General features: G+C 34.7%; 19 protein-coding genes and 1 other annotated feature. Of the genes, 3 read left to right on the top strand and 16 right to left on the bottom strand.

Annotated elements, in window-relative coordinates; translation table 11 throughout:
* Nucleotides 1–5 precede the first annotated feature (5 nt).
* The gene (locus IAI10_RS12620) at nucleotides 6–1,340 is read left to right on the top strand and encodes an MATE family efflux transporter (RefSeq protein WP_315673634.1); all 1,335 of its coding nucleotides are present in this window, start codon (nucleotides 6–8) and stop codon (nucleotides 1,338–1,340) included.
* A 50-nt stretch (nucleotides 1,341–1,390) separates the two neighbouring features.
* Here the strand turns inward: IAI10_RS12620 and IAI10_RS12615 are convergent, their stop codons facing one another.
* The 7 genes from IAI10_RS12615 to IAI10_RS12585 form a co-directional block, all read right to left on the bottom strand.
* Nucleotides 1,391–1,897 carry a GNAT family N-acetyltransferase gene (locus IAI10_RS12615; protein ID WP_315673633.1) on the bottom strand — a complete coding sequence of 169 codons (507 nt, stop codon included), beginning with the start codon at nucleotides 1,895–1,897 and terminating at the stop codon, nucleotides 1,391–1,393.
* 17 nt (nucleotides 1,898–1,914) lie between these two features.
* Nucleotides 1,915–2,787 carry an effector binding domain-containing protein gene (locus tag IAI10_RS12610; protein ID WP_315673632.1) on the bottom strand — a complete coding sequence of 291 codons (873 nt, stop codon included), beginning with the start codon at nucleotides 2,785–2,787 and terminating at the stop codon, nucleotides 1,915–1,917.
* A 38-nt stretch (nucleotides 2,788–2,825) separates the two neighbouring features.
* Nucleotides 2,826–3,725, bottom strand: a complete 900-nt coding sequence (locus tag IAI10_RS12605) for an alpha/beta hydrolase (RefSeq protein ID WP_315673631.1) — start codon at nucleotides 3,723–3,725, stop codon at nucleotides 2,826–2,828.
* Between the two features lie 149 nt (nucleotides 3,726–3,874).
* A complete protein-coding gene (locus IAI10_RS12600) occupies nucleotides 3,875–4,618 on the bottom strand; it encodes a class I SAM-dependent methyltransferase (RefSeq protein WP_315673630.1) in 744 nt (247 codons plus the stop codon).
* 70 nt (nucleotides 4,619–4,688) lie between these two features.
* The gene (locus IAI10_RS12595; RefSeq protein WP_315673629.1) at nucleotides 4,689–5,417 is read right to left on the bottom strand and encodes a class I SAM-dependent methyltransferase; all 729 of its coding nucleotides are present in this window, start codon (nucleotides 5,415–5,417) and stop codon (nucleotides 4,689–4,691) included.
* 3 nt (nucleotides 5,418–5,420) lie between these two features.
* Nucleotides 5,421–5,861, bottom strand: coding sequence for a MarR family transcriptional regulator (locus tag IAI10_RS12590; RefSeq protein WP_315673628.1), 441 nt, complete (start codon nucleotides 5,859–5,861; stop codon nucleotides 5,421–5,423).
* 142 nt (nucleotides 5,862–6,003) lie between these two features.
* Nucleotides 6,004–6,939, bottom strand: a complete 936-nt coding sequence (locus IAI10_RS12585; protein WP_315673627.1) for an AraC family transcriptional regulator — start codon at nucleotides 6,937–6,939, stop codon at nucleotides 6,004–6,006.
* A gap of 240 nt (nucleotides 6,940–7,179) precedes the next feature.
* On the opposite strand from IAI10_RS12585, the gene IAI10_RS12580 reads away from it, so the two are divergent.
* Nucleotides 7,180–7,920 (top strand): SDR family oxidoreductase, encoded by a 741-nt coding sequence (locus IAI10_RS12580; protein ID WP_315673626.1) that lies wholly within the window; start codon nucleotides 7,180–7,182, stop codon nucleotides 7,918–7,920.
* A gap of 106 nt (nucleotides 7,921–8,026) precedes the next feature.
* Here IAI10_RS12580 and IAI10_RS12575 read toward each other — a convergent pair whose 3' ends face one another.
* The 6 genes from IAI10_RS12575 to IAI10_RS12550 all read right to left on the bottom strand — a co-directional run bounded on the left by IAI10_RS12575 (nucleotide 8,027) and on the right by IAI10_RS12550 (nucleotide 15,023).
* A complete protein-coding gene (locus tag IAI10_RS12575; protein WP_315673625.1) occupies nucleotides 8,027–9,379 on the bottom strand; it encodes an MATE family efflux transporter in 1,353 nt (450 codons plus the stop codon).
* A gap of 258 nt (nucleotides 9,380–9,637) precedes the next feature.
* Complete coding sequence (locus IAI10_RS12570) at nucleotides 9,638–10,435, bottom strand: ABC-2 family transporter protein (RefSeq protein ID WP_315673624.1); 798 nt, start codon at nucleotides 10,433–10,435, stop codon at nucleotides 9,638–9,640.
* Nucleotides 10,419–11,219: an ABC-2 family transporter protein gene (locus IAI10_RS12565; protein ID WP_315673623.1), complete on the bottom strand. Its 801-nt coding sequence runs from the start codon at nucleotides 11,217–11,219 to the stop codon at nucleotides 10,419–10,421. The genes IAI10_RS12570 and IAI10_RS12565 overlap by 17 nt, the downstream gene beginning before the upstream one ends.
* Nucleotides 11,203–12,207, bottom strand: a complete 1,005-nt coding sequence (locus IAI10_RS12560) for an ATP-binding cassette domain-containing protein (protein WP_315673622.1) — start codon at nucleotides 12,205–12,207, stop codon at nucleotides 11,203–11,205. Before IAI10_RS12560 ends, IAI10_RS12565 begins: the two co-directional genes overlap by 17 nt.
* A 275-nt stretch (nucleotides 12,208–12,482) precedes the next feature.
* The gene (serS, locus tag IAI10_RS12555) at nucleotides 12,483–13,760 is read right to left on the bottom strand and encodes a serine--tRNA ligase (RefSeq protein WP_315673621.1); all 1,278 of its coding nucleotides are present in this window, start codon (nucleotides 13,758–13,760) and stop codon (nucleotides 12,483–12,485) included.
* A gap of 67 nt (nucleotides 13,761–13,827) precedes the next feature.
* Nucleotides 13,828–14,034: a binding site (T-box leader), on the bottom strand.
* Between the two features lie 116 nt (nucleotides 14,035–14,150).
* Nucleotides 14,151–15,023 (bottom strand): helix-turn-helix domain-containing protein, encoded by an 873-nt coding sequence (locus tag IAI10_RS12550; protein WP_315673620.1) that lies wholly within the window; start codon nucleotides 15,021–15,023, stop codon nucleotides 14,151–14,153.
* A gap of 158 nt (nucleotides 15,024–15,181) precedes the next feature.
* Between IAI10_RS12550 and IAI10_RS12545 the strand changes: the two genes are divergently transcribed.
* Nucleotides 15,182–16,663, top strand: a complete 1,482-nt coding sequence (locus tag IAI10_RS12545) for a GH39 family glycosyl hydrolase (protein ID WP_315673619.1) — start codon at nucleotides 15,182–15,184, stop codon at nucleotides 16,661–16,663.
* A gap of 95 nt (nucleotides 16,664–16,758) precedes the next feature.
* Here IAI10_RS12545 and tet read toward each other — a convergent pair whose 3' ends face one another.
* The 3 genes from tet to IAI10_RS12530 all read right to left on the bottom strand — a co-directional run bounded on the left by tet (nucleotide 16,759) and on the right by IAI10_RS12530 (nucleotide 23,385).
* On the bottom strand, nucleotides 16,759–18,711 hold the full coding sequence (gene tet / locus IAI10_RS12540) for a tetracycline resistance ribosomal protection protein (RefSeq protein WP_315673618.1): 1,953 nt from the start codon (nucleotides 18,709–18,711) through the stop codon (nucleotides 16,759–16,761).
* A 470-nt stretch (nucleotides 18,712–19,181) separates the two neighbouring features.
* On the bottom strand, nucleotides 19,182–22,055 hold the full coding sequence (uvrA, locus tag IAI10_RS12535; protein WP_315673617.1) for an excinuclease ABC subunit UvrA: 2,874 nt from the start codon (nucleotides 22,053–22,055) through the stop codon (nucleotides 19,182–19,184).
* Nucleotides 22,056–22,077: 22 nt separating this feature from the next.
* The gene (locus IAI10_RS12530; protein WP_315673616.1) at nucleotides 22,078–23,385 is read right to left on the bottom strand and encodes an AraC family transcriptional regulator; all 1,308 of its coding nucleotides are present in this window, start codon (nucleotides 23,383–23,385) and stop codon (nucleotides 22,078–22,080) included.
* Nucleotides 23,386–23,771: the final 386 nt, after the last annotated feature.

The raw sequence follows: 23,771 nt of genomic DNA, 5'->3' as shown, positions 1-23,771 counted from the left end.
AACACATGATTAAAGACATGACAAAGGGCAATATACCAAAGCATTTAGTTAGCTTTTCTATTCCTTTGATATTAGGAAATCTGCTTCAGCTTACTTATAATGCAGTGGATTCTATCATAGTAGGAAAGTTTTCAGGAACAGATGCATTAGCAGCAGTAGGAACAGCTAATCCCGTTATGAATATAGTCATCTTAGGAATAACAGGTATTTGCATTGGTGCTTCCGTACTTATGAGTGAGTTTTTTGGAGCTAAAAGATACGAAGATCTTAAAAAAGAAATATCAACCACTTTACTATTCGGCTGCTTTTTTTCTCTGCTAATAGTAATACTGGGCTTACTATTTTCAAAAGAAATACTTATCCTTATGGATGTACCTAGCAAAATTCTAGATTCCTCAGCAGTTTATCTGAGGATTATATTTGTAGCCATGCCTTTTACTTATTTATATAATTCGGTATCCGCCGCTATGAGGAGCGTAGGCGATTCAAAAACCCCTATAAGATTTTTAGCTCTAGCCTCTATTTTAAATGGATGTCTTGATTTCGTATTTGTAGGTGGTTTTAAAATGGGTGTGGTAGGTGCTGGACTAGCTACGGATATAGCGGAAGCTTCCTCTGCACTATTTTGTATAATTTATATCTATAGAAAAGTTCCATTATTGAGATTAAATAAACGTGACATCAAATTAGACAAAAACCTTCTAAAAGAAACCCTGCAGCATGGTTCTATTACAGCCTTACAGCAATCTTCCCAGCCTATTGGAAAACTTTTGATACAGGGTTCTATCAATTCCTTAGGTATAGATGCTATAGCGGCCTTCAATGCTGTCAGCAGAGTTGATGACTTTGCCTTCACCCCTGAGCAAAGTATATCTCACGGAATGATGACCTTCATAGCTCAAAACAGAGGTGCCCAAAATAAGAAACGTATCAAAGACGGTTTTAAAATTGGTTTATGCATTGAATTCTGTTATTGGATTTTAATCTGCATAGTTATTCTCTCTTTGAAAAAACCTATAATGAAGCTGTTTGTTTCACCTGAGGAAACTAATATGATAAGTCTAGGGGTACGCTACTTAGGACTTATGGCATTTTTCTACATGCTTCCTGCCTTCACCAATGGTGTACAAGGCTTCTTTAGGGGCATGGGGAATATGAAAATAACCCTAGTTTCTACAATCATTCAAATATCTTTTAGAGTAATATTTGTTTTCATCTTAGTTCCGCATATTGGAATGGAAAGCGTAGCTTACGCCAGCCTCATAGGATGGATATTCATGCTGGCTTATGAAGTGCCTTACTATTTTTCCTTTAAGAAGAAGACTAGCTTATTGCAGTAAATCACCAGAATATTTGTTCAAGGCTATCCTAAATTAAGTAAGGTTGTGTTTTAAAGCACAACCTTTTCAAAGGCAATTCTTTTGCTTCCGCTTTCTAAATAAATTATTCCGCAATACTGAAATTTGTTTTTCTTGAGCAGTTTCTGCATGGATAGATTATTTTCATGAGTATCTATTTTTATGCTGTGAATTCCTTTATCCCTGCAAAGCTGCTCTACATTTTTTATGATTTCCGAGGATAATCCCAAGCCTTTATATTGCTCATCCACTGCTATTCTATGAATAACTGCAAATTCATCTTCAGTAAGCCACTGTCCATCATATATAAGGTCATAGGTTTTTTCTCCATCAAAGCTTACTGCGGCAGTAGCAACAATTTGCTCATCTTTTATAAGCACATAGCTATTATTATCTTCTATATCTTTTCTTATTGCCTCTATATTAGGGTAGTTATCCTGCCATTGATCTATTCCTTGCTGCTTAAAATAGCCTTGAGCTTGTCTAATAATTTTCATTATATCCTCAACTTCTGTTTCCACTGATCTTCTGAATATCATTTGTTTTTCCCCCAACATCACTTTCTTTTTACAGGAATCCATAACTGGCAGCTATATTCTTCCTGTTTCTCTTCATCCCAAAAATTTTTTTCAATACATGGTCCTTCTGCTTGTTCAAATTCACTTGAAGGAAACCATTCTGAATATGTACGTCTCCATATATCTTGCAGTATATCATTATTAGGTTTGTCTCCTTTACCCTCAAATACTGCCCAAGTAAGCCTGGGTACTTCTAATATGGTAAATTCATCTCCTATGTAAGCTTCAGGAAGCTCAGCTCCCATCATATATTTTCTTGTGCCATCTTCTTGAAATCCATAATGAAATCCTTCTAGCAAAGTTCCTTCAGGATTACCCAAAAGTGTATTAATCCTAGCATGAGTGCCATTTTTAAAGCTATCGCTAATAAACTTAGGTATTTCTTTATATGCTGCATCATCAGTCTTTGTAGTTATAAATTCCGCACCGAATACCTTAAAAGCTACTCTTTCAACTATTTTATATAAAAACTCACTTTTTCCTTTAATTGATACTTCAAAATAGAGCTTTGGAAAAGCTTTTATCTTCTCATAAGGCTTTTTTATGTCCGAAGGTGCTATCCCATGAAGTCTTTTAAATGCCTTAGTGAATGCTTCAGGACTTTCATAACAGTATTTCAAAGCTATATCAGTTACCCTTTTTTGAGTTATAGACAATTCCTCTGCAGCTAAGGTAAGCCTTCGATTTTTTATATATTTGGTTACAGTAAAACCTGTCAGTGCATAAAAAACTCTCTGAAAGTGATATCGAGAGGAGCAGGCCACCTTTGCTATATCATCTATTTTTAGCTCTGAACATAGATTTGCCTCAATATATTCAATAGTATTGTTCATCAATGATATAGTATCCAACTTTTACTCTCCTCTTTAATCCACTCTGAGAAATTTTATTAGCTATATATAAACTTTGTTATAACTTCACAATATCTATCTGGTTCTTCAATTCTAACATAATGCCCAGAAAAATCAAAGACAGCCACTTCATGCTTCTTGGTACGCTTCATAAATTCCTTAGTTTGGACTTCACAGGTTATAGGATCATATTTTCCTTTCATCAGCAGGGATGGCTTATCTATATTTGATAACTCCAAAAACACATCCTTATATACTCTCCAATCTTCAAGAAGCTTCATTCTTGTGGCAGTAGATTTCTTCCACAATTTACCGCCATCTTTAGTGTTCATAGCTATTCTTTCAATTATATGTTTATCCTTACCATACCACATAAAATTATTAGCATTTTCTCCAAGTTCACTTAGAGCCTTCATAAGAAATTTGTTTATTTCTTTGTAATCTTGTATTTCCTCTAAAGCCTTAAAATACTGTTCTGCTGCTTCATCATTACCTAATTTGCGTAATTCTTCTGCCGCGTTTCTTAGCATGGATCTTTCCGATAGAGCAAAATCAAAGCTTGGACATTCATATATAAGCTTTTCAATAGAATTAGGATATAAATTAGCATAAAGAACTGCAACATATCCTCCAAAGGAATGACTTAGCAAAGACCATTTATCTATATTCAGTTTTTTTCTAAGTTCCTCAAGATCTTCAATGATATCCTCTATGGAGATAGCTTCCTCAGCTAAAATCTCCTGAGACCTCCAAACTCCTCTTTGATCTGGTGCTATAACCTTAAAATTCTTAGCTAACCTTTCTCCTTGGTATTCAATAAAATCTGAAACACCAATACCTCCAGGCCCTCCATGAATAAATAGTAATGCCTTTGATGCCTCTTTCCCTAATATTTCTGTGAAAATACTTTTCCCTCTGATTCTATAATAATCTGCCATTTGATATATCCTTTCTTTTTTCAATCTGCTTTAAATCAGTATTGATTTTACACTATTTAAAATGAAGCCTCTATAAAGTATAGTATATCAAAAGCAGAATTTTCAGTTCTGTCTTATTGAGCTTTATTTTGTCCGATTATATTTCTTCTTTATAATTTTCTAGCCTTGAACACAAAGGAAAGCGGAAGCAGCTGTGCCTTCTTTGACCGATTAGAAAATTCTCCTCTGGCTTCCAGTACTTTGCTGTCTGTTTCTTCACTCATATACTCTATAGCAAAGCCCGCCTTTGCAAGCGCATTTATATAAGTAGAAATTTTTCTATTGCAAAGGTTAGCATCCCAGCCATCTATTTTAAGAGTGAACCATTCTTCATCAAAATAGCTGTTTGTAAATATAAATTTATCCTCTTCAATGGTCACACAGTGATGAATGGGATGCTTCCAACTGAATATGAATATGCCGTCTTTTTTTAGGTAGGAAGCTATACGTTTAAAGGTCCCTTCTAAATCTATTGTCCACCCTATGGCATATATGGAATATACATAGTCAAAATAATTTTCAGGTATGCCGCATTCTGCCTCCATAGGAGAATTTATAAGTTTTGCAAAGTAACCACATTCCTTTAAAAATTTATTTGCATTTTCAATTTGCTTTGTGGACATGTCTAGTCCCCAAAGTTCCCCAGCATTATGGTCAGCATGATATTTTAAGGAGTGACCGCTTCCACATCCAATATCTAGCATTTTCTTACCAGAAACATCGCCAAATAAATTTAATTTATCCTCTTTTACAAATTCTACTCCATACTCTGGAAGTGCAGTTGTGCCAAACCAATCATCTGCATTAGTATCCCAGTAATTTTTATTGGTATTTAAAATCGCTTTACTATCCATATTAAACTCACCCTTCAAAATTTTGCTCATCTATATCATCAAATAGAGAACCTATTGAATTAATTTATTCTTACTTATATGCTATTATTGAATAAGTTGGTATTTCCATACCACCAATTTTTAATGCTTTTTCCTTAAGTGAAATTGCAAGTTCCTTGATGCCCTCAGTTAGTTTTGTATTTTCAATAGCGTTTATGTTTCTATTAAGTCTAAGCATAAAAAAATCTAAACAATCTTTCCCTAGAAAAAGAGCTGTCTCTACATCTAATTGGATATTCCTATATTTTAAAATATTAAGTATTTTAATTAGTACTTCTGGATTTATTTCATTATATGTGGCTTCTCCAAGTAAGGTTGTACAACTCTTTAGTATTTTCCACTTATCACTCCATATTTCTTGCTTTTCATTCTGAGTAAAGGTTATAGGAAACTCTTCTTCAATGTAGAGAACACCACCAGGCTTAAGCACCTCCATAAATTTATCCAATGCAATTACCTCGCTGCCAGGATTTGAATTTATTGCACAAAGAGTATAGTTACATACTATGTAGTCTATAGATTCCTTTTCTATTCCTTCAAGTGTGCAAGCGTCTGTTTTTATAAAATCTATAGGAATTTTATAGTTTAATAATTCTTTTTTTAAATTGCAAAAATTTTTATCGGATATATCTGTTGTTATGAGATGGCTATTTTCATACTCTGAAAGAATGGCTGCAAGTTCTCTAGTAGTACCACCTCTGCCAGTACCAATTTCCAGTATAGTTTTTCCTTTGAAGTTTTCATTAAAAATATCCTTCATACTTTAATTCTCCTTTAACTGAATTATTAAATTTTCTAATCCATCAATAAGAGTGTTCAGCTGTTTATCATCTATTTTTGAAATTCTATCTGAAATAAATTTATTTTCTGATTCGTAGCAAATAGAAGCTACAATACTTTTACCTTGTTCAGATAATATAATTCTAGAAATTCTTTTGTCTTTTGGATCTCTTTTTCTTTCAATGAAGCTTTTTTCTTCAAGTCTTGTTAATTTTTCTGACATAGTGTTTTGAGCATTATTGAAAGATTGAGCCAATTCGCTTACTGTTGGTGGAGTATTTTTCATATTTAGATGAAGCATTATGTGAAATTCTTCAACTGTTAGATTATATTTTATCGCAGTATCATGATGCTTATTGTGAATTATTTCTTGTATTTCATCTAGGTAATTAATAATACTTTGAACTTTTGTTTCTTTAGTCATTATTAGTCTCCTTAACAATAAATCGTAATACGATTATATCGTATTACGATTTATTATATGCAAAATTTTTTTTACAGTCAAGCTAAGCTTGCATATTATAAGAACAATAATTTAGTTATTTTCACGTTTCAATATTTTTCCATCAAATTAAAGCGGTGCCTGAAGCTAACGAAGCTCGGATGCGATTTATATCGCTTATAGGAGGCAATCCAAACATACGTGCATATTCTCTGCTAAACTGAGATGGGCTTTCATAACCGACTTGAAAACCAACATTTGCAGCTTCAGATGACTCAGCAAACAGCAAACGTCGCGCCTCTTGTAATCTTATCAGCTTTTGATATTGTAAAGGGCTCATTGCTGTTACTTTTTTAAACTGATTGTGCAATGAAGATGTACTCATGTTAACTTTCTTTGCCAAATCTTCAATTCGCAGCGGTTTTGAAAAATTACTATTTATAATCTCAATAACTTTTGCAATACAATGTGCGTGACTCCCGATCATTGCAAATTGCTTAATGAGATCTCCTTGCCTATCTTGCAGAATTCTATAAAGAATTTCATGAATTATCAAGGGTGAAAGAACTGGAATATCCTTAGGTGTATATAAAAGGCGAACAAGTCTTAACACAGAATCGAGCAAATCAGAATTTATTCTATTAACCACTATTCCACGTCCTGAATCCATATTACCGCTCCACGCCTCATTTGATTCCTTAATAATATCAAGTATTTGATTCGTATTAAAGCTTATTTGAACACATAAATAAGGTTCCTTAGGAGTAGCTTGAATGATTTGTCCAGTAATAGGAAGGTGAACAGATGTAACCAAATATGACGTTGAATCATACTGATAATTTTCATCAGCTAGCGTTACAATTTTTGCCCCCTGTGCAATTATCAATAATGATGGTTCATAAATAGTGTGTAAAGGCTCAGAAACATTGGATGCACGAAATAACTGCAAAGAAGGTATGGCTGTAGTATTTATTCCATCCATATTAACAAGTCCATTAATCATTGAAATCAATTCTTTTTGATAAATTGTAATTTTGTCATTCACTAATTCTTTATCCATTTCTAACTCCTTTATACTATTAATTGATATACAAATTATATTATGCTTTGTAGAATTAGGCAATAATCTTATTAAAATATGCTACCTTGTAATACAACGGCTGACATATAATAAACTTGTAATCCAGAAGGAATATACATTAAACAGAAAAAGGATATAAAGTTTTAAGCCATAACGTCAAAGAGTATAACATAATAAATTAATTTTAATATAAACAGTGTATGAAAGGAGAATTTTATTATGAATACAACTAAAAAAGAAAGAATTGCAATTGTTACAGGAGGATCACGTGGAATTGGGCGTGCAATTTCAGAACGCCTAGCATCTGATGGACAAACAGTAGCTATAGCATATGCAAACAATGCTGTTGAAGCTGACAAAACTGTACAATCCATAGTAGAAAAAGGAGGAAAGGCAATTGCTGTTAAAACAGATATAAGTGATGAAATTGCAGTCGGCAAGCTTTTTGATATAACAGAGAAAAACTTTGGCGGAGTAGATGTTGTAGTTAACTCAGCTGGCATTATGGGGCTTAATACAATTGCTAATTTTGATCTTAATAAGCTTGATCAAATAATTCGTACAAATATTCGTGGTACCTTTGTTGTTGATCAACAAGCTGCACGCCGGGTAAGATCTGGAGGTGCTATTATTAATCTTTCAACTTCAGTAAAAAAACTTGCATTGCCTACTTATGCTGCCTATACTGCTAGCAAGGGCGCTGTTGATGCAATCAGTCTTGTACTTGCAAAAGAGCTCCGTGGCCGAGATATTACCGTAAATGCAGTAGCTCCTGGACCAACAGCAACAGAACTATTTTTTGAAGGAAAGGATGCTGAGACAATTGATCGTATGGCAAAAATGAACCCTATTGAACGTTTAGGAAAGCCTGAAGACATTGCAGAAGTAATTTCTTTCTTAGCAGGTCCAGCTAGATGGATAAATGGTCAAACCATTTACGTTAATGGAGGTATGGTTTAGAAATCCAAAAGAATTGCTTTTAATAACAATATTTGATGAATAATTTAAAAACCTCTCTTCGTCAGAGATTAATCTACCATATCTGACGAAGAGAGGTTTTATTTCATCAATGTGCCACCAAAGACTTACTTTCCCACTTGCCTTGCCTATATCGTATCACACTGGCAATAGCAGTAATTACCCAAGTAAGTCCGGTAGTTATCCAAACACTCCAAACTCCAAAAATAGGGATCATAGCAAGTACGCTAGAAAATCCTACTCTTCCTACCACCTCTATAAAACCATTAATCATAGCATATACTGCATCTCCTGTACCATTTAATAGTCCTCTTGTAATATTGATCATGCCAAGTGGAAAATACATACAACTAGTAATTTTTAAAGCCATAGCTCCCATAGCTATTACCGCCTCATCCTTTACAAACAATTCTATGATTAGACGTCCTCCAAATTGTGCTGCTAAAAGTGCCACTATACTTAATACTGCCACTATAAAAATACTTTTATGAAATCCCTTCTTAACCCTGTCAATCTTGTTTGCGCCCATATTCTGTCCAGAAAATGTGGACAGAGCTGCACCTAAAGAGTTAAAAGGCTGCTGTATCAGCTGCTCTATTCTGCTAGTAGCAGTAAATGCTGCCACCGCTATTTCTCCAAAACCATTTACAACACTCTGCAATGCCACCAATGAAACAGCTATCATGGAACTCTGAGTTGCTACTGGAACACCAATTTTTACACACTTAGCAACAATAGGCCAGTCCAGCTTTAGATGCTCTTTCTTTAATTTAAAATATGGATTTTTTGTCATTGCAAATATAATACAGCCCAAGGCTGCAGTTGCTTGAGATATAATAGTTGCATACCCTGTTCCTGCTACCCCAAGGCCTAGCTTCAGCACAAATATCAAGTCCAAAACCACATTAACGCCACAGGATATCACCAAAAAAATCAGTGGTGTGGTTGAATCTCCTAAGGCTCTAAGTATTGAAGATATAGCATTATAAGCTGCTACGGCTATCATTCCTCCAGATACGATTCTTAAGAATACAGTAGCATCATCTATAATATCTGCAGGTGTTCTCAAAATTTGCAGAATATCCCTTGCAAAAACCACGGCTATAATACTCATGATTATGCCCGCGGCACCAATAACATAAATGGAATTAGCAATGGCTCTTTTTACCTGAGTTTCCCTCTTTGCACCAAAGTACTGGGAAATAATGATGCCTATTCCAACGGACAAACCCATGCATACAGAGAAGAATAAAAAGTTTAAAGAACCAGTAGCTCCTACTGCCGCCAATGCATTAGCACCTATATATCTTCCTACTACCACAGAATCAATTATGTTATAAAATTGTTGAAAAATGTTTCCCACTAACATGGGCAAAGAAAATTTTATCAAAAGAGAAATTTCATTTCCTTCTGTCATATCATGTAAATATTTTGAAGCCATAGTTTACCTCATACTTTCTAGTAATTATTATTGAAAGTTCATTTGTTAATTATTATATTTTTCATATTCAGTAAGTACCTGTAACTTAATTAAAGCTTGTAATACAAATATTATTTATTATATTACATACATCATAAAAATCCATGTCATTTATTATACACTTTATTGTATTATAATTAAGTTTTAATAATATAATGTATCTCCAAAAACTTTAAATAATGCATATTAGATTTATATCAGGTCTAAAAGCATTATTGTCTATAGTTTATTCACTATCAAATTACCTGATTCATATTTTTTTAGTCCTCTATAAAATATTGTATAAGCTATGATTATCCATAATACTGCTACACCGAAAACTTCTCCTAACCTGAGAAATGAAAACTCCTTTATGATGCCTGCAGGAATATACACAATAAAAGCTGCGGGAATTATTGTATATAAGATAAATTTTACAACTCCATAAAATATTCCTTCAGGATATATGCTGAAGCTTATGAGAAATTCCGTTACAAGCTGTGTTAATCCTTCAGTATTTCCAGTGTAAAAGCTTAGTGCGTGGAAGAATACCAGTACAGAAGAAAAAATCAGGGCGCCGATGATGCAAAACATCAAAAACAACAAAAAGCTTTTTAGGTTAAAGCCTTTTATGAGAATGAAAAGTATTATTCCATACAGGGTATCTCCCCAAGCCGACACTACAGTTTTGGAGCAAAGGATATTTAAAAGAGGATCTTTGGGCTGCAAAAGGTAAGTATCCAGCTCTCCGTTAAGTATCATTCTTGTGATGGAATTTACATTTCCAAAAGCGACAAAGCTAAGTCCAAAGCTTGAAGACATCACAGCCCATAAAAGCATTTCGTCTTGAAAGCCGTAACCTCCTATATTTTTTACATTGCTGAAAAGTATCCACCAAAAGAATATAAAAGCAGAATTGTTCAATATCATGCCAAAGCTTTGAATAAGAAAGCTGGCTCTATACTCCATTACTGATGATATATTAAATTTAAAATAATAAAGCATAAGCTTTATGCTTTTTCTAACCTCCGTTAACATTTAGATTCTTAACCCCCTTTCTGTAAAGAAACATGGCAAGTGCAAAAAATATCCCCAAATATGCTAGCTGAATAGGAAAGTTTACCGCAAAACTGTGAAAAGAAAAATTAACCGCTAGCCTTGCAGGAATGTATGTTACGTAGGCAAAAGGTAAACAATGAGAAATACCTTGAAGCCACCCTGGGAAAAACTCTATGGGCATTAGCATTCCACCTAAAGTAAATATAAGCTTTGAATAAATCCAAAAGAAGGCGCTATTATCCTCAAACCAAAAGGCTGTTAAGGCCAGACACAAATATATGAAAAAGTTTATTATACAGCCAAGCAGTAAGGATATGATAATAAAGGGCAAATACGCAAAGCTGAAATTTTTTAAAGCTCCTGCATAAATTAGTCCGATAGCAAATCCAATTATAGAGTTAGTTAAAAGCTTTATACCAATTTCGCCCATGAAATAAGAAAAGCAATATATAACATAATTATATGGTTTATTCAAAAGGTACGCTATATTTCCGCTCTTAACATCATCATTAACCTGAAGGTGCAAATCTGTTCTTGAAAGAGTGACAAGCTCTGTAAATACAAGATACCATATCATTGCATTTAAACTGAAGCCCCCAATCTGTGCTGTACCTTTTTGAGCATATATATTTCTCCATAACATCAGATATATAAACATTATAAATACAAAAAATATATTTTTACTTAAGAAGTTCCAAAAATACACAAGGCTATTTGCCATAGTTATCTTGGTGACTTGACTGTACTTACGGATTGCATGCATATTCCTCACCACCTGTCCCTTGCTTGTAAATGAAGGATATTATATCCTCAAGAGGAAGCTCTGATATTGTTATATCATTGACCTTTCCACATTTTATAAGCGTAGTTATAACTTCATCTATATCTTCTTTAGAGGTCTCCACCTGAACCTTTAAGGCAGAGCCTTCATGCTTTATGATATTAAGCTTTTTGTTATCAAGTCTTACCTCCTCATCATATTTTATATCTATAATCTTTTTATTAAGATAATCATGCTTCAACTCATTTATTGTTTCATTTAACACCACTTCTCCATGATTTATGATTATGGCTCTTTTGCAGAGTTGTTCTATATCTCCTGCATCATGAGAGGTCAAGAAGATGGTAGTTTTCTCTTCCCTGTTCAGCTTTAAGATAAGCTCTCTTATTTTCTGTTTAACCACTACATCTAGACCTATGGTTGGTTCGTCAAAAAATATAATTTCAGGCTCATGAAGCATAGAAGCTGCAATCTCACAACGTATTCTTTGTCCTAAAGAAAGCTTTCTAACTGGTACATCCATTAAGTCACCTATCTCAAAAATTTCTTTCAAGAACTCAATTCTCTTTTTCAATTTTTCTTTGTTTATGTCATAGATGCTTCCTAGCAAATTGAAGCTGTCCAAAGGAGGCAGATGAAACCACAACTGAGACTTCTGCCCAAAAACTGTTCCAATTTTATAGGATAGCTGCTTCCTCTGCTTTGAAGGATTAAGCCCCATCACTTCAATGCTTCCGGAAGTTGGATATAATATTCCTGTCATCATCTTAATGGTGGTAGATTTTCCAGCACCATTGGGACCTATGAAAGCAAGTATTTCTCCCTTTTCTACCTTAAAGGAAATGTCATTAACCGCCTGAATTTTTCTAAAAGTTGGCGAAAATATAGATTTTACACTGCCTTTTAAGCCTGCTTCCTTAGTTTTTACCTCAAAGGTTTTACAAAGCCCCTTAACATCAATAATATTCATAGAATCCCCCCATATAATGAAATTTTTCAAAATCTTATAGTCGCTTTTTCACGAACCATAATTTTTTGAAAATAAATAAAGCCCTAGAATAAATCTCAAAGCTGAGACTCATCCTTCAGGCTTTTTTCCTAAAAGTGTAGATATTTATCCTGTACCGCTCGGACCTGACATTTTTCAATCGGAACCCTAGATACACTCTCCTGATTATTATAACATATATTGCAAATTTTACAAACTCAAGTTTTATATCAACATTTTTTTAATACATTATTCTATTATTTAATTACTGTCATACCACCCATGTATGGCTGCAATGCCAATGGAATATTTACAGAACCATCTGCATTTAAATTGTTCTCTAAAAACGCAATAAGCATTCTAGGTGGAGCTACCACAGTGTTATTTAGTGTATGAGCAAAATATTTTCCACTTTCCCCATCTACACGGATCTTTAAACGACGAGCTTGAGCATCCCCTAGGTTTGAACAGCTTCCTACCTCAAAGTATTTTTTCTGTCTAGGAGACCAAGCTTCTACATCCACTGACTTTACCTTAAGATCTGCTAGGTCGCCAGAACAGCACTCTAAAGTTCTCACAGGTATATCTAAAGAACGGAATAAATCTACTGTATTCTGCCACATTTTGTCGTACCACATCATGCTGTCTTCTGGCTTACACACAACAACCATTTCCTGTTTTTCGAACTGATGAATTCTATAAACTCCTCTTTCCTCAATACCATGAGCTCCCTTTTCTTTTCTGAAGCAAGGAGAATAGCTGGTTAAAGTGTGAGGAAGTGAGCTTTCTGGAAGTATTGTATCTATGAACTTACCAATCATTGAATGCTCGCTGGTTCCGATTAAATATAAATCTTCCCCTTCTATCTTATACATCATAGCATCCATTTCTTCAAAGCTCATAACCCCTGTTACAACTTCGCTTCTTATCATGAAAGGAGGTATGCAGTAAGTAAAGCCTCTGTTTATCATGAAGTCTCTCGCATAAGAAATGACTGCGGAATGAAGTCTAGCCACATTTCCCATAAGGTAATAGAAGCCGTTACCAGCAACCTTTCTAGCACTGTCTAAATCTAGACCATTCAGCTTTTCCATTATCTCAGCATGGTATGGAATTTCAAAATCAGGAACCGCAGGTTCTCCATAGCGCTCTAATTCTACATTTTCGCTGTCATCCTTACCTATTGGAACACTTGGATCTATTATATTTGGTATGGACATAAGAATTGTCTTAACCTTTTTTCCTAATTCATCTTCTTGTATTTCAAGTTCAGCAAGACGCTTAGAATTAGCAGTAACTTGATTCTTTACTTCCTCTGCTTCTTCCTTTTTGCCCTGAGCCATAAATGCTCCTATTTGCTTTGAAATCTTGTTTTTATTAGCTCTTAGAGTCTCTGCTTCCTGCTTTGCCTTTCTAAGCTCAGCATCTAAGGCAATTACCTCATCTACCAGGCCTAATTTTCTGTCTTGAAACTTGTTTTTAATGTTCTGCTTAACAACTTCTGGATTTTCTCTTATAAATTTAATGTCTAACATCCTTATTCCTCCTAATTTATATTAATATATTTTGCTGCAAAATAAAAAACTCCCGTCCCATACATATAAATGGGACGGAAGATATCCGCGTTGCCACCCAAATTGTTAGTGTAAAAACACTAACCTCTCGACATAGTAATATAAAGGTTACCAGCCTCTCGATTCCTCACCGACAGCTCCAAAAGTGGAAAGATTTTTCCTTTCACCGATTCTCACCAGCCATCGGCTCTCTGAAGAAATGAAAAATCGAAGCTTTTATAATCACTGCTTATTTTATAAGGTTTTGCCATTTTAAATTAAATTTAAGATTTGTTAAAACTATAGTAGCATATTAACGAAATGTTTTCAAGCGGGTTATATAAAAACAATTTTTTTATTTTGACATAAAACTTAGTAAGTAAAGTTGCTGTTAGAACGGTAATCTTTGGGTGATAAGCCTATAATCTTTTTAAATTGCCTAGTAAAATAATTGCTATCCTCAAAGCCGCTCTCATAAGCTATATCAGATATTGGAAGCTTACTTTTTCTTAATAAAGAGCAAGCATATTGAATCCTCAGCCTAAGCATATAATTCATAGGAGTAGTTTTATAATTTTCCTTAAAAATTCTATTAAAATGCCTTGCGGAAAACTCCGCTTTATCAGCAAGTTCCTTTAGACTTACAGACTCCTGAAAATGGCTTTCCATATATGCCACTGCCTTAGCTAGGTTTATTACATTATCCTTTACTGCTGAATTTATGATATCATATTGCCTGGATAGAAAAACTACCAGTTCCATAAAACGAGAATAAAGCATGGTCTGATATCCTTGATATTTGCTTTCATATTCATTAACCATGTGAAAGATAATTTCTTTGATCTTGGCATAGTCATATATATTCAGCTGAAGCTTGCTCTTAAAATTATATTCCTTAGCCAAAAATGGCTCGATAACAAAAAGTGCCTGATAACCTGAGGACTTCTTTAAATCATTTCCCACTCTATGCAAATGTTCTGGTTTATACATAATATTGCAGATTTTAAATTCCTCCGTATTTTCATAGCCATGAGAGGTATTGCCATTAATTACAAACACATCACCTTTTTTTACAAAATATTTTTCTGAATTCACAATATGAGTAGCTGTACCATTTAGCACAATCACCAATTCTGAAAAATCCACATGATGATGCAGAGGCATGTCCATATCATGCTGTCCAAATTGTATAAAGAAAGGAAATTCAGTGTCTTTAGCAAAATAGTATAAATACATATATTCCATTTTTTCACCTCTTTTTTTATGGATATGCTGATAGCTTATTCTATGTCTATATAATGCTGTTTCTAGGCTTAAAAATCAAGGAATACTTTATTCTTATGTACTATAATATCATTAAAACCTTTACAAAACTATCGTTATTATGAAAGGATGTTTTTATTATGAGATTAATAAAAGCCGATGTTAACGCCGTAAAAGGTGTTCATAGCAAAACCTTTAACACCTGCGTAGGCTGTGGACGTGCTTATGAAGGACTTTTAGCAGAGCAGCAGAGACATTTAAGTATTGTTAAAAATGAATGTGATTTTAAATATCTGCGCTTTCATGGTTTGCTGCATGATGATATGGGGATATATAGTGAAGATGGTGAAGGAAATGCAGTTTACAACTGGCAGTATGTAGACCTTTTATATGATTATATTTTAAGTATTGGTATGAGACCTTTTGTAGAATTAGGCTTCATGCCTCAAGCCTTAGCCAGCGGTTCAGAAACTGTATTTTGGTGGAAGGGTAATATAACTCCTCCAAAGTCCTACGATAAATGGGAAAAATTAATATATGAGCTAACAATGCATTTTACAAAAAGATATGGTCATGAAGAAGTAAGCAAGTGGTATTTTGAAGTTTGGAACGAACCTAATCTTGATGGTTTTTTCACTGGAAGTATAGAAGAATATTTCAAGCTTTATGAAGTAACTGCAAGAGCTATAAAAAATATATCCAAAGACTACAGAGTAGGCGGTCCCGCTACTGCAGGCTGCGGCTGGATAACAGAATTCATAGATTTCTGCTGCAATAATAAAGTTCCTGTGGATTTTGTATCAACTCATACCTATGGAGTAAATGGTTATTTTGATGAATTTGGAGTGCAGCAGCTTTTTCTTGATCCAAAGCCAGAAGCTGTAACAGATGATATTGCAAAGGTTCATGAACAGGTAAAAAACTCTCCTTTCCCTGATTTAGAGATACATTTTACGGAATGGAGCACTTCCTATTCTCCAAATGATCCTGTACATGATTCCTATCATTCCGCTGCATATATATTATCCAAAATAAAACGCTGTGAGAACCTAGTTGACTCAATGTCCTATTGGGTATTTTCCGATATTTTTGAAGAACCGGGTCCACCAAAAACACATTTTCATGGGGGTTTTGGATTATTAAATGTGCAAGGACTAAAAAAGCCTTCCTTCTTTGCCTATAAATATCTAAACAAATTAGGTGATTTAGAGCTTCAATGTGAGGATGAAGATGCTTGGGTATGTAGGAATGATAAAGGAGTTCAGCTTCTATTCTGGAATTATACCTGCGGCGACCAAAAGGAACTTTCAAATCAAATATATTATAAAAAGGATTTGCCTTCCCTTCCTGCAGACAAGGTTCAGCTTAATTTATCTAACCTTAAGCCAGGTAAGCATCTTTTATCCATATATAAAGTTGGCTATGAGCAAAATGATGTATATACTGAATTTTTAAATGTAGCTTGCGATGGAACCATGACAAAGGAGCAGATTGAATTATTAAATTCAAAAACTACAGGACTGCCTGTTATGCAGAAAGATATTTTTGTTAAAGAAGAGGAAGCTTTTATATATGAAATTGACATGAAGCAGAACGATGTTTGTCTTGTCACTATAGAATAAGCATATTCCTGTTCTAAACTGTGAGAGTTCTCCAGTGAATTTAAAATAAGCGGGGATTTCTTTAAATAAGTCCCCGCTTTTATATCTATTTCTCATCAATCTCTTATAGCATTTAACTTATGAAGCAGATATTCCTTTTTGTTTAAAGGATCATAACCTGTCTTTTCTCTTGTTTTAGCCAAGCCTTCTGGCAATTCCTTATAACCAAAAAATCTTGTTAAAAACATACCTTTGCCTTCTGTGTAGGAAGCTATTTTTAAATTATACTGCTTAGAGTTTTCTGCAGGAATAAGCCCTTTTATAAAAAACTCATCTCCCTGGATTGTTGGATTTTCAAAGCTTGCTCTCATAGTTTCTAGATCCCAGGCAGCCTTGCTTAACACTCCTTGAGGAATCCTAAGCTCAAATTCCTGAATAGGCTCCAATAATTTAGTTTTTCCTTCATTCAAAGCTTCCATAAATACCATAGGAGTTGTATTTCTGAAATCTGCAGGAGTGCTCATAACACTGGAAAACTTCCCGTAAGTGAGAGTAACCTTCATATCTGTAACCTCCCATCCAAGCAACCCCTGCTTACTGGTAGCTATTACTGCTTCCTCAATAGCATTCTGAAAAGATTTTGGCAGTGAGCCTATAGATACCTCTGAAACATATTTTAGTCCCTCACCTCTCATTAAAGGTTCTACTTTTAATCCAACTGTTGCCCAGAAAACATTAAAGCCTTGATTCATATGCATTACAGCTTCTCCTACACCAATAGGTGTTTCTTTATATATAGTCTGTATATTAGAAAACTCAACTTTTATACCATAGTTTTCTTCTAATAGGTCGCTGAGTATATCCATTTGAACTTCTCCAAATAGATTAACATAAATATCTTTGCTCCTATCCTCCATGCCAAGCTCCAGCATAGGATCTTCTTCCGCAAGCAAAGATAACACCTTAAAAAGCTCTTCCTTTTTGCTAACATCCATGGGCGAAACAGTTATCCTGAAAGTTGGCTTTGCTATAGATACCTTCTTCATTGTCAAACTAGGCTTTCCTATAAAATCTCCTACCTTGAAGCTTGTAAGTCCATATAATATTCCTATATCTCCTGCACCTACTCTACTGCTCTCGGTATGCTTTCCTTCCTTTAGGAGTTCTATTTTTTTAACCTTTTCTACAATATCTCCATTAGGAATTTGTATTTTATCTCTTACAGCTATTTCTCCCTGAAACAATCTTAAATAAACCTTTTTTCCATTATTATTTGTTCTTTCTATTTTAAAAACTGATGCCGAAAGCTCACCATAAGAATCAGCTTCAGTACAAGGAAGATAGCTGCAAATCCCGTCCAATAGGCTTTTAATCCCGATTCCTATGGCCGCCGCACCGCAAAATACCATATAAAGCTCACCTTTCCTTGAATAAGTAGCAAGCTTTTTACTAATTTCTTTTTCATCATTGGCTATTCCATTAATATAATTCTCTAAAAACTTTTCATCTAATTCTGATAAAACATTTATAGCAGAGTCGGAAGCCTGAATATTTTCAAAATCCTTAATTGTTACATATCTAGTTCCTTCATCAGCTGCTGTCTGAATACTTACCAGCTTATCCGTCATAGTATTTTTTATATCCTGAAAAACCTTTTGATAATCTGCCCCTGATCTATCCAATTTGTTTATAAAAATCATTGTGGGAATTTTTAATGCTTTTAAGGTATTAAATAGTATTCTGGTTTGAGATTGAATTCCTTCTGCTGCAGATATCACAAGTATTGCTCCATCAAGTACGCTTAGAGATCTTTCAACCTCAGAAATAAAATCTACATGCCCAGGGGTATCTATAATATTAACTTTAACATCGTTCCAATCAAAGGATATAGCAGAAGCCTTTATAGTAATTCCTCTTCTGCGTTCAAGCTCCATGGAATCTGTCTGGGTATTTCCTGAATCCACTCTTCCCATGGTTTTTATAGCTCCGCTTAAATATAAAAGATTTTCAGTAACAGTGGTTTTCCCAGCATCAACATGGGCTACAATTCCTATATTAATTATTTTCATATATACAATCACCTCAAATAAAATAGGCCGCAAATGAACCTAGGTCCACCTACAGCCTTATAATCATGCAACTCAAATATAAACATGAAACATAAAATTTTAGCTTGCCGCCTGCAAAGCAAAATTTTACGTCTAAGCGCACTTAAAAATATGCATAAAAAAACCGTGTCAGACCACGGTTTACTGCAACAAAAATAAGGTATACCTGCTCATTTTACTAATGATTACTTTGAGAATTAACTGCAAAACAAGTAAACCTTGAAAGAATCAAGATTTTTTAAAACACAGTTTTCTAAAATAATCCATATTAAATTAGTCTAATAAACAACTACCTTTTTTCCCATATTTAGTCACGCCTTCATGTTTATATTTGGAAAACTTCCATGTTTTATATTTGAGTATACTTATATTATACCTGATTTTAGTATATTTTCAAGAAAGTATTTTTTAAAAACATTTTCCTAAATGTATCACAAAACCTTCTTCAAAAACTCTCCCGTTACAGATTCTCTTACCTTTACAATCTCTTCTGGAGTGCCCTGTGCCACAATCTGCCCTCCGTTTTTACCCCCTTCAGGCCCCAGGTCTATTATATAGTCAGCAGTTTTTAGCACCTCTAAATTATGCTCAATAACTAAAAGAGAGTGTCCTTTTTCTACAAACATATTTAAGCATTTCAGCAGCTTTTTTATGTCTGCAATATGAAGTCCTGTGGTTGGTTCGTCTAAAATATATAAGTTTCTTGTACCACTCTTTATTTTTCCAAGCTCCGTAGCCAGCTTTATTCTCTGAGCTTCTCCTCCTGACAAAGTAGTAGAAGACTGTCCAAGCTTTAAATAGCCTAATCCAAGTTCCTTAAGAATGCTTAGCTTATGATGTATTCCTCTCTTTTCTTTAAAGAATCCTTCGGCCTCTTCAATGCTCATGTCCAAGACTTCATATATATCTTTGCCTTTATACTTTATGTCCAGTATTTCATTTTTGTAGCGTTTACCCTTACATATAGGGCATACAGCTTCTACATCCGGCATAAACTGAAGCTTAGTAACTATTTTTCCTTCTCCTTTGCAGTGCTCGCATCTTCCGCTGTTTTTGCTGTTAAAGCTAAAATTAGTTATGGTATATTTCTTGTTTTGGGCTTCTTCAGTATTAGTAAACAGAAGTCTTACGCTGTCAAATAAACCTATATAGGTGGCGGGATTAGATCTGCTATTTTTACCTATAGGTGACTGATCTATATTTATAACATCATTTATATATTCACAGCCTTCCAAAGCTCTATGCTCACCAGGTATGATCCTCTGATCACCTATGCTTCTAAGCTTTTTATAGATTATATCATTTACCAAAGTGCTTTTTCCTGAACCTGAAACCCCTGATATGCATACAAACTCCTCCAAGGGAATGCTTACATCTATATTCTTTAGATTATTTTCCTTAGCCCCTAATACATTAAGCCTGTAACCATTGCCTTTTCGTCTTCTTTTAGGCACCTCTATCTTTTCCCTGCCAGAAATATATTTTCCCGTAAGAGACTTTGAAGAGCTTTTAATCTTATCTATAGTTCCTGCTTCTACAATATTGCCTCCGTATATTCCTGGTCCTGGCCCAATCTCTATAATATTATCCGCATTTTCTATAGTTTCCATATCATGCTCTACTACTATTACCGTATTTCCAATGTCTCTAAGATGTTTCAGTATCTTTATCACCTTGTGGCTATCCCTTGCATGAAGCCCTATGCTTGGCTCATCCAAAACATATATCATCCCCATAAGACCTGAGCTTATCTGGGATGCAAGTCTTATTCTCTGAGCCTCCCCTCCAGATATAGTATCCGATCTTCTGCCAAGGCACATGTAATCAAGCCCGATTTCTATGAGCAGCTGAACTCTTTTCCTTATCTCCTGAAGTATAGGCTCTCCTATATGCTTTTTCTCTTCAGGTAAAGCAAGCTTCTCCAAAAAATCATGTAGCTCTGTAAGCTGCATCCAACAAAGCTCATATATATTTTTCCCTCCGATCAGTATATTGAATCTTTCCTTCTTTAATTTTTTGCCCTTGCAATCTGGACAAGTGTGCTCCACCATTTTTTTCTTAAACCATTCCAAAACCACTTCATTTATCTTGTCTTTCCTGGTTTCTTCCCTATACCAATGCTCTGTCTGGTTAACATATCCCGTAAATTGAATTTTTCTGCCCACCAGCCAATTTCTTTTCTTCATTTCTGGTGGTGCTTCCATAATAAGGCTTTCTCCCTTAGTACCATAGAACAAAATATCTTTAGCTTCCTCTGATAGTGCTTCGAATGGTGTATCTATGCTAAAGCCATAGTGCTTTGATAGATTATACATAACTATATATTTATGGCTAGTCTCATCCTTGCTATTATATATGCTTGGATCAAAGGCACCTTGCCTTATGCTCTTCTCTGGATTTACTATCATTAGCCTTGCATCTGCCTTCTTGGTAACTCCTATACCTCCGCAGGTTACACAAGCGCTTGACATATTGTTAAAGGCAAAATAAGGAGATTCTATATTCACCATGGTAATGTGATGCTTTGGACATCCTAAATGCTCATAAAAATCACCCTTTATTGACTCAGATATATCCTCAGATAATATCTCAACAATTAGTACATGCTCTCCCACTACCTCTAGAGCAGTTTGAAGGGAGTTTGTCAGATTTTTTTCTATATCATCCCTTACCTCTACTCTATCTATTACTATCTTTATATCATGTTCTCTGTATTCTTCTAGTTGTATCTCTTGGCTTATATCTACCCTATTTCCATCAATAATTAGTTTGCTATAACCCTTTTTTCTTATGTCCTCAAAAAGATATTCATAGGTTTCTCCATAAATCTTTCCAATTGGAGTCAAGAACTCTACCTTTGTACCCTTAGGAAGCGATAAAACTGCTTCCACTATCTGCCCTAAATTCTTTAGCCCATATTCCTCTTTGCAGTAAGGACATCTTCCTCTACCAACTGTAGCATATAAAAGCCTCATATAATCATAGATATCCGTCATGGTTCCCACCGTAGATCTAGGATTCACAAGGCCGCTTTTTTGTTCTATTGCTATAACCGGAGAAAGTCCAAAGACAAAATCCACCTCTGGCTTTTTAAGCTGCTGTATTCTGCTCCTTGAAAAGGTAGGCAAGGAATCTAAAAATCTTCGTTGTCCCTCTCCATAGATGATATCAAAAGCCAAGGAAGACTTTCCTGAACCACTAACCCCTGTCAGCACAGTGATTTTGTCTCTCGGTATGTCCACACTTATATTTTTAAGATTGTTTTGCCTTGCTCCTCTTATTTCAATATTCTTCTTACCTAACAATAAAGCTCACTCCTTACCTTGTTTAAAACATTATTTCTTCCTCTTCACCAGGTTTAAAATATGCAGGCTCATATACCAAACTGCTGCTCTTATTGGTTAATCGAGTTTGAGAGATATCCTTTACTAATACTCCCTCCTCACAGAGCCATTCACATATCTCGCAGACAACATGATGATCTACATCCTTACTGTTAAAATCCTGGACGATTACGGAAAGAGGCTTAAGCTCACTGGTTTTATCAAAATAGCTCAAGATAGGCTTGAAAATAACCTGCAGGTTTTTCCTTAAATATTCATAAATACTCTCTATGCCCTGAGCTATATTTATCCCATTCTTTCTCTCATCCATAAGTCCTATATAAAGTTTCTGGATTATAGGATTGTTATATTTAAGAGCTTGGAGTATAACCTCTCTTGAAGGAACATTGTCATTCATCAAAACCTCTATAGCTGCCATATGTTTAAGAGCTTCTATAAGCCAAATGTAGGAATACCTGGCATCACTCTTAACCTTAAGCCATTTTTCTGCCTTATGCAGCGGATTTACTATACAAAAAGCCCTAAACATAATAGCATGAGACTTATCTCTCTCTCCCAGTTCTCCATGGGCACCTATGCTTTCAAAGATTTCTTTCACAGATTCATCTCTGCAATATACCATAGTTCCTAAGGAAAAATATGAATGAGCACTAGAGCCTCTGGTTATCTTGGACATGCATTCTCTAAATTCACTTCTAGTCATCAAATTTGCATTTATATATATGTCATCCTCGATCATGCAGATGCTGGAGTTTGGTTTGCTGTTATCATTAACCACTATCTCCATATCTATATCAGATTTCTCCCAAATCTGATCATAGGATAAGCTTCCTTCCAATATCACAGCTATAACATTGCTGTCCCCTTTTAACCTTTCACAAAGAGTTTCCACCGCCTGCATATATCTTTTCTGCAAATCGCTATCCTTAAAGCTTACCTTCCAAAAATCTATAGGTATAGCATGCACATTTAGTTTTCTATACTCTGTTGGAGTGATATCAAATATTCTCTTGAAGCCTCTAGAAAAAGTTTCATGAGAGTTGAAGCCGTATTCCAGAGCTATATCCAGAATGCTCTTATCCGTGTCGATAATTTCTCCCGCCGCCATTGCCAGCTTTCTCTTCCTTATATAGTCCGCCACAGGAATGCCTATTATGGATTGAAATATTCTATGGTAATGATTATCCGAGTAATAGCATAAAGCCGCTAACTGCTCAAGGGTAATATCTTCTTTGATATGATCTTCAATATAATCCAGAGTTTGTTGAAGCCTTTTAAAATGATCCGACAACTTTATCACCAACCTTTAAGTCTAGTATAGCATCGCGTAAATATGATTTCTTGATATTTTTTGATATGCTTTAAAGCGTTGATATGTAAGCTTTAACAGGTAGCTTGCTTAGAGATTTGACTAATATATTTCTACACTTCCTTACTAAAAAAATTATGAATTAGGACAAATTAGCCTCAGTATTTTATATTTTTATAACTTGATTAGCATATTTTTTAATTTATGGCTCTGTTTTAAATCAGTGTTGATTTTTACACTGATTTAAAACTTCCTTCAGTTCGGGGAGGCCACTGAAAAACTGACAAAATAAAGCCGTCATCGCGAAAGTGATGGCGCTTTTACTTTTCATCCATAAATGACCTTAACAAAAAGGTTTTACGAAAGAC

This window comes from Clostridium sp. 19966 (assembly GCF_032335695.1).
In the GTDB taxonomy this organism is placed as follows: Bacteria; Bacillota; Clostridia; order Clostridiales; family Clostridiaceae; genus JACTOJ01.
The sequence above is the reverse complement of the archived record's forward strand: the minus strand, read 5'-3'. Positions and strand labels throughout refer to the sequence as shown.